This is a genomic window from Bartonella sp. TS25HLJMH, from assembly GCF_042193505.1.
GTDB classification, from domain to species: Bacteria; Pseudomonadota; Alphaproteobacteria; order Rhizobiales; family Rhizobiaceae; genus Bartonella; species Bartonella grahamii.
Map to the genome: position 1 here is coordinate 1 of NZ_JBHILV010000033.1, position 6271 is coordinate 6271.

At 42.4% G+C, this 6271-nt stretch carries 7 protein-coding genes and 2 pseudogenes; 6 read left to right on the plus strand and 3 right to left on the minus strand.

Features of this window, described 5'->3' with window-relative positions:
- The 5 genes and pseudogenes from ACFINF_RS08420 to ACFINF_RS08440 all read left to right on the plus strand — a co-directional run.
- Positions 1-1535 (plus strand): DUF4815 domain-containing protein (locus tag ACFINF_RS08420; RefSeq protein ID WP_375620480.1); only part of this gene is annotated, 1535 nt, incomplete at its 5' end.
- A gap of 13 nt (positions 1536-1548) precedes the next feature.
- Positions 1549-2873, plus strand: a pseudogene (locus ACFINF_RS08425) (Bgr_08870 family protein).
- A gap of 9 nt (positions 2874-2882) precedes the next feature.
- The gene (locus tag ACFINF_RS08430; RefSeq protein ID WP_375620481.1) at positions 2883-3134 is read left to right on the plus strand and encodes a hypothetical protein; all 252 of its coding nucleotides are present in this window, start codon (positions 2883-2885) and stop codon (positions 3132-3134) included.
- 403 nt (positions 3135-3537) lie between these two features.
- The gene (locus ACFINF_RS08435) at positions 3538-3816 is read left to right on the plus strand and encodes a type II toxin-antitoxin system RelE/ParE family toxin (RefSeq protein WP_375618870.1); all 279 of its coding nucleotides are present in this window, start codon (positions 3538-3540) and stop codon (positions 3814-3816) included.
- Between the two features lie 10 nt (positions 3817-3826).
- Positions 3827-4135: a HigA family addiction module antitoxin gene (locus ACFINF_RS08440; protein WP_273721170.1), complete on the plus strand. Its 309-nt coding sequence runs from the start codon at positions 3827-3829 to the stop codon at positions 4133-4135.
- Between the two features lie 75 nt (positions 4136-4210).
- Here ACFINF_RS08440 and ACFINF_RS08445 read toward each other — a convergent pair whose 3' ends face one another.
- The 3 genes from ACFINF_RS08445 to ACFINF_RS08455 all read right to left on the minus strand — a co-directional run bounded on the left by ACFINF_RS08445 (position 4211) and on the right by ACFINF_RS08455 (position 5675).
- On the minus strand, positions 4211-4462 hold the full coding sequence (locus ACFINF_RS08445) for a type II toxin-antitoxin system Phd/YefM family antitoxin (RefSeq protein ID WP_375620482.1): 252 nt from the start codon (positions 4460-4462) through the stop codon (positions 4211-4213).
- Positions 4463-4585: 123 nt separating this feature from the next.
- A complete protein-coding gene (locus tag ACFINF_RS08450) occupies positions 4586-5107 on the minus strand; it encodes a Rha family transcriptional regulator (RefSeq protein WP_375620483.1) in 522 nt (173 codons plus the stop codon).
- 301 nt (positions 5108-5408) lie between these two features.
- Entirely contained in the window at positions 5409-5675 is a 267-nt protein-coding gene (locus tag ACFINF_RS08455; RefSeq protein WP_375620484.1) for a hypothetical protein, read from the minus strand.
- A gap of 38 nt (positions 5676-5713) precedes the next feature.
- Here ACFINF_RS08455 and ACFINF_RS08460 point away from each other — a divergent pair.
- Positions 5714-6271: pseudogene (locus ACFINF_RS08460) on the plus strand (phage tail protein); the annotation flags it as partial.

The window sequence follows — 6271 nt, forward strand, 5'->3', positions numbered from 1 at the left end:
TTGCGCAAGAGTTGACAACGGCTTGCGAAAAAATCAATCCTTATCAAAATTTTGCGACCTTGCCTGGTACAGTAACCCTTGAACCCGCAACAGACTTTTGGCACGAACAGCGCACCGATTGGCTCTCAAGCGTGACCAATCAAATCATCATGGGCAGGAACCGTGGGAGAAGCATTCGTAAAACAGAAATCAGTGATAATTTGGTGAGTGCAACCCAAGAGCAAATCGACTTTTTAAGACAAATTACCCTTCACTTTAAAATTGAAGGTTTTGGCAAAGGAGAGCAATTAGAGAGCCTTACCTTTGATGGTGTGAATGTCTTGCCGAATAATTACCTTTTTGCCAATTCCTATGGCACCCTTGAGGGCACTTTTAAGATTCCACAAAACATTCCTGCTGGCACAAAAAATGTTGTGGCACGGGGAAAAGGTGGAACCATTGCAACGGGGCTTTTTACAGGGCAAGGCGTGATTGATGTGAAAGTGATGCGGCGCACCACCACGGTGAAGATATGGACGCAAGTAGACCCACAAGCGCAGGTCTTTACCCCCGATGAAACACGGCAAATCACCGGTATTGACTTTCATCTTTGCAAAATCGGCAATCAGAACCATGATCTGGTGATTGATTTGGTCACCACAGAAAATGGCTATCCGACCGCCGATATTCAAGCGCAAAGCTTTTATTCTATGAAGGGCGCAAAGGCAGGATGGGCAGAGGCACGCTATGATGTACCACTCCTTGTGATGGATGACCGTTTAACGGCTTTTGTCATTAAAACCGATGATGCTGATCATTCTGTCTCTTTAGCAAAGCTTGGGGATTTTGATGCAGAACACCAGAGATACGTCTCGAGTCACCCTTATGTAACGGGACCACGCTTTTCTTCTGTCAATGCTAGGAGCTGGACCGCTCATCAAGATGAGGCTTTAGCCTTTCGGGTGTTGGCGGCACGCTACACACAAACAGAAAAAACCATTGATCTTGGCACTTTTGACCTTGTAGACTGCTCTGATTTGCAAATACGCGCAGCCATTGAATTGCCTTCAAGTGAGTGTTCTGTCATCTTTGAAATTGAAAGAAACAATGGCACGGTTTATCAACTCCTTCCCTTTCAATTGCTAAGCCTTACTGAATATATCAGTGAAAAGGTAAAGCTTCGCGCCATTCTCAAAGGGACAGAGAAGCTCTCACCTATTTTGTTTGCTCCTGTTCAATTGATTGCGGGGAAGATTCATAAAACAGCCACTTATGTCACCCGTGCTTTTACCTTTGGGGAAAAGGCAAGGTTGACCAGCTATATCAAAACCTTTTTACCAGGCGGTGCAACCTTTTCACTGGAGATGCAACTGGATGATGGGGCGTTTGTTCCTTTGAAACTCGACGAAACAGAGCAGTTATCCGAGCCCCTTTGGACAGAGCGCAAATTTATCAGTGGTGATAAAACAGCCAAACAAGCGCGCTTGAAACTCACGCTTACCGGTGGACCTGCTGCACGGTCCATGGTGTGTGATTTTGGCGCCGGCATATTATGAGGGGAAAACAGAGATGACAAAAACCAAAAAACTCGACATGGAATTGCCTAAAGAAGGTCGCTTTATCAGTTCTGAATTCCCAATCTTGCGGGAAAACTTGACCAAAATTGATCAAGCCATTGCGGATGTTGAGGAAAAGATAGAGGGAAAAGCGCCTGCAAAACACACCCATAGCATAAGTGATGTTGCAGATCTTGAAGCAGCCCTGAAGGGCAAGATGGCAGCGGATAAAACCTTCTCATTTACTGATTTAAGCGATATCGAAGGCGCAAAAGATGCCGCAAATAATTATGTTCTCTATAAAGCAAGCAACAATCATTTTACCTTTGGCAGTGCTATCTCCCTGTTAGGAACGCATCAACATAAAACCGAAGATATCGTGGGGCTTGATAAATTTAGAGCCAAGCTTAATGAAGACCTCACAGCCTATGGTCGCCTAGCCAGCCCAAATGAATGGCGAAGTTATAATAAATTTACCAGCAAAGTCACTATGAGTGGTGGCTTAGAACTGTTAGGTAATTCGTCGTTTAATCTCACCCATAATGGTGAAGTGGTCACAAACTTAAGTGCGAGTGGTAGCTTGCTTAAAGGACCAGCAACTGTTGATGGCAATGCGATTTATACAAAAGATGAAGCTGCTGTTGCTCTTGAAGAAATACGCAGTGAGATTGCGAAACTAACGAAACGCACCATGCTTACCCCCTTGAAATCCTCATAACACAAAGTGGCACTATTCCGTTTCCTGAAGGGGGTACAGACGACACCGATATTGAAATATGGGCGTGGGGTGGTGGTGGAAGTGGTGGAGGGAGTACGGGCGGCGGAGGTGGTGGCGGCGGCTGTGCACGCATTCAAATCAAAGGAGCTCAGCTTAAAAACTGCCAAAATGTCCAAATTGGTCGAGGAGGAAAAGGGGGAGATGGTGGAAAAACAATTATTAAAGGACTGCTTACCGCAGGTGGTGGTGGTGCTGGCAGTTTTAGTAGCCTTGGCAATGGTGGTAGTGCAGGAGATAGATTCAGTGGGGGGAGTGGTGGCAGTTACTACTCTAATAGCCCTAGTTCAAATGGAAGTGATTCTCGTTTTAATGGTGGTGGTGGTGGCTCTTATGGAAAAAAAGCAGGGGCTGGCGGATATGGTGGAAGTTCTATTTTTGGAGGAGGAGGAGGGAGCAGTGGAGATGTAGACGGGAAAGGAGGTGCCAGTGGAAAAGGTGGAAATGGTGGAGATAGTGGCAACAATAAAGCTGGTGGTGGCGGCGGCTATTTCCGCGGAAAGAACGGTGACGAAGGCGGCGACGGTGGCGACGGCGCTATCTTGTTGAAATTTTTTATCTAGGAGCACTTCATGGAATATGCAGTTGTTGAAAATGGTGTGGTAACCAATATTATTGTCGCCTCAGAAGATTATGTTCACGGCTTTGATGGTGAGGCAATCGCCTCAAGTGAAGCGCAGATCGGCTGGACTTATAAGGACGGAGTCTTCTCTCCTCCCGTTGTTGAGGAAAGCACAAAACAGCTCTCATCTACTGAAATGACAGAAACAGACGCACCCGTAGAGCCCATAGAAGAACTACAAGAGAAAGCTAATCAAGTTTAGGCGATAAGGCTTGTATGATTTTCTTTCTTTAAAGTCCTTTTTGACTGACAGTGTCAGTCTTATGAGAGAGTGTAGATGATTGTTATGGTCTCTTCATTAATTTGGAGAGCAAGATGACAATAGAATTTAAATTTCGTATTCACTTTATTAAGAATGGCAAGGGATCTAAGTTTTTAGCAATATTTGATCAGACAGCCGTCGGTATGGTCGTAAAATCCTTGATGTTAACGTGCAAATTTATCCCCTCCATGCGCCTATTCTTCTCTTTACGCATGAGGTGGAGAAAAGAAAAACAAGTCTAGACGATAAGGCTTTCTAATGGGATGTTACTGTTTTTTCCATTTTAGCACTTACAATGTAAGCTATTTGTTGACGTTAACAGTATTCTACGCTATATAAAAGAATGATTAAAACGTTTAAAAGCAAAACATTGGCAGAATTATTCAAAACGGGAAATTCATCCAAGATTGATAAGAAACTTGTAAAACGTATCATGGTTCGTCTTGATCGTTTAGATATTTCTGAAAGACCAGAAGATATGAATCTTCCAGGATTCAATTTTCATTCTTTGATTGGATATTCACCCACTCGTTACACTGTCCACGTTAACGGACCATGGTGTATTACCTTTGAATTTGACTCATGTAATGCTTACCGTGTTGATCTTGAACAATATCACTAAGGATACAGTTATGAATGACATTCCCGCACAAAGAGATAAAAACCGTTGTCCTACTCATCCAGGAGAAGTTTTAGCAGAAATTATTCCTGAAACAGGCAAAACAAAATCAGAAATTGCGCAGATGCTTGGTATATCACGCCAACATCTCTACGATATTCTGAACGCAAAAAAGCCTGTTTCTCCTGCTATTTCTGCTTGTCTTGGCAAAATGTTTGGTGATGGAGCTGCTATATGGTTACGTATGCAAGCCAATTATGATGCGTGGCATGCGGAACGTGAAACAAATGTTAGCAAAGTTCCAACACTTCACGCTGTTTGATCTCTTCCTCACTCTGAAGAGACGATGTTTTATGAAATACCGGATAAATAATAATATTGAACAACATCCCCTGCTTTAAACATGTTCATCACTATTCAAAATGTCATCTAAACCACGATCTAAGTCGTCTAATATATTTTGCGGTGCATCTGCATAAACAAAAGATTGTGCACCAGAACGAGATTTTACTAATTTATTATATAAATCGACAGGAAGCATAATGATTTTTTCACGCCCTCGCTTTGTCAAAGCTACAGGTGTAGACATAGCCTCGTCTAAAATATCGCCTGCCCCGCGGTTTACATCTGTAAAACTATATTTTTTCATATGCACATCCTATCTTTAATGTATAATACGTATTATACGTACAATATGTATTATGTAAAGATATTTTACGGCATTAACCACCTCCCCGCCTAAAAGACGAGGAGATAAAATTATGTTGTAGGTCTAAGCTACTTTTGCAATCGGATTTGCTAAAACCCGCTTAGCTTCTTCAACAAGCGTTTTATAATGTTTACTCTCTTCTGCTAATGTGAAGGCTTTTACAAGATGCATGTGAAGCGGTCCATAAATGTAAACAGCTTTTTCAGTAGGTCCCATTTCATCCCAGTTGCTTGGAAAATCAAAGCGTGTATCACGGTCATTATCAATTAACTGGTTTTTTAAATCATAGAAAGCTTTAACGAGTGCTTTTTTGAATGCACGCACCGTATCATTGTTACGCATATAGGTCATGAGTAGAGTGGCTTGTGGTTCATTGAGGATAGCAACTTCTCTCTTTTGACCACCTTTACCGTCTCTTTTACTCAATTGGATTTCAAATCCAAGTGAACCAAACTCTTCAAAATCCTTACGATTATTGCGTACTAACTGTATAACTGTTTTATGCGTATTACCCACACCCTCTGCAATTTTTAAAGAAGTTGTAACAGCAATACCAGCATTGTTGATTGTCACTAAATTGTTCATGATGAACTCCTAATGGTTTTAATGTCTCTATTGACACCCCAAAGGGTGCCGGGCGTTAGAAACACGGCCATTAGTCCGTCGCTATGCCTTCCCCTCGTGAGAAGGTATTGTATAGCATAGCTACACCCGACAAAATCGTTATATGCCAATAATAGCATAAAAGACAATCAGTATTTAAATGCATGAGAGAGATCTTACGTGACCTATCCGCTAATGGTTTAGTGTTTCTAGCACTTGTGATTCGAATAACATGAGGGTTTATTAGTGTCAATATGCTTTTAAAAAATTATTTCACATACTGCTATTCCAAAGGGTAGCATTTCAAATGCGACCCTTTGCTATTCACTCGCATTTGAAATGCGAGTGAACCAAAATCCTTATGATTTGCTGTTTTAAAGGGTGCGATTTCAAATCCAACCCTTCCAAACTCTTCAAAATCTTTGTGATTATTACGCACAAGTTTGATAATTGTAGCATGATTGTTTCCTACACCTTCAGCAATTTTCAAAAAGGTTGTGACAGCAATAGTCGTTTTCAAAAGCGGCTCTTTACCTCTCATTTTTCCCATTCATTTTCATTCACCCCTCATTTAAAGGAGTATAAAGTATGGCAACAGGTTTTTTACACGGTGTTGAAGTTGTCGAGGTTGACGACGGCACCCGCCCCCTTCGCGCGGTACAATCGGCAGTTATCGGAATTGTTGGCACAGCACCCGATGCCGATGACCGAGCATTTCCCCTTAACACACCCGTTTTGGTAACGGGTTCTCTTTCACAAGCAGCTAAACTGGATAAAACGGGTAAGCGTCAAGGCACCCTACCCAATGCCCTTGATCTTATTTTCAAGCAAGTGGGAGCCATTGTTATCGTCGTGCGCGTGAACGAAGGTGACAATGAAAATGCAACACTCACCAATATTCTGGGTGGTGTAAACGCAAATGGTGCTTATGAAGGCGTCCATGCTTTGATTGGAGCGGGGTCCATTGTGGGACAAACACCACGCATTCTCATTGCTCCAAGCTTTACGCATCAACGCCCTATAAGTCTTAGCAAGATTGATGTGACGAACCAAGGCAGCGGTTACACCAAAGCAACTGTTAAAATCGAAGGCAGTGGAGAAGCAGAAGCAATCCTGAAAGATGGAAAAGTAACTTCTATTGTCATT

Coding starts and splice junctions, on each gene's coding strand:
- ACFINF_RS08430 (WP_375620481.1), top strand. CDS start 2,883: ATGGAATATGCAGTTGTTGAAAATGGTGTGGTAACCAATATTATTGTC.
- ACFINF_RS08435 (WP_375618870.1), top strand. CDS start 3,538: ATGATTAAAACGTTTAAAAGCAAAACATTGGCAGAATTATTCAAAACG.
- ACFINF_RS08440 (WP_273721170.1), top strand. CDS start 3,827: ATGAATGACATTCCCGCACAAAGAGATAAAAACCGTTGTCCTACTCAT.
- ACFINF_RS08445 (WP_375620482.1), bottom strand. CDS start 4,462: ATGAAAAAATATAGTTTTACAGATGTAAACCGCGGGGCAGGCGATATT.
- ACFINF_RS08450 (WP_375620483.1), bottom strand. CDS start 5,107: ATGAACAATTTAGTGACAATCAACAATGCTGGTATTGCTGTTACAACT.
- ACFINF_RS08455 (WP_375620484.1), bottom strand. CDS start 5,675: ATGGGAAAAATGAGAGGTAAAGAGCCGCTTTTGAAAACGACTATTGCT.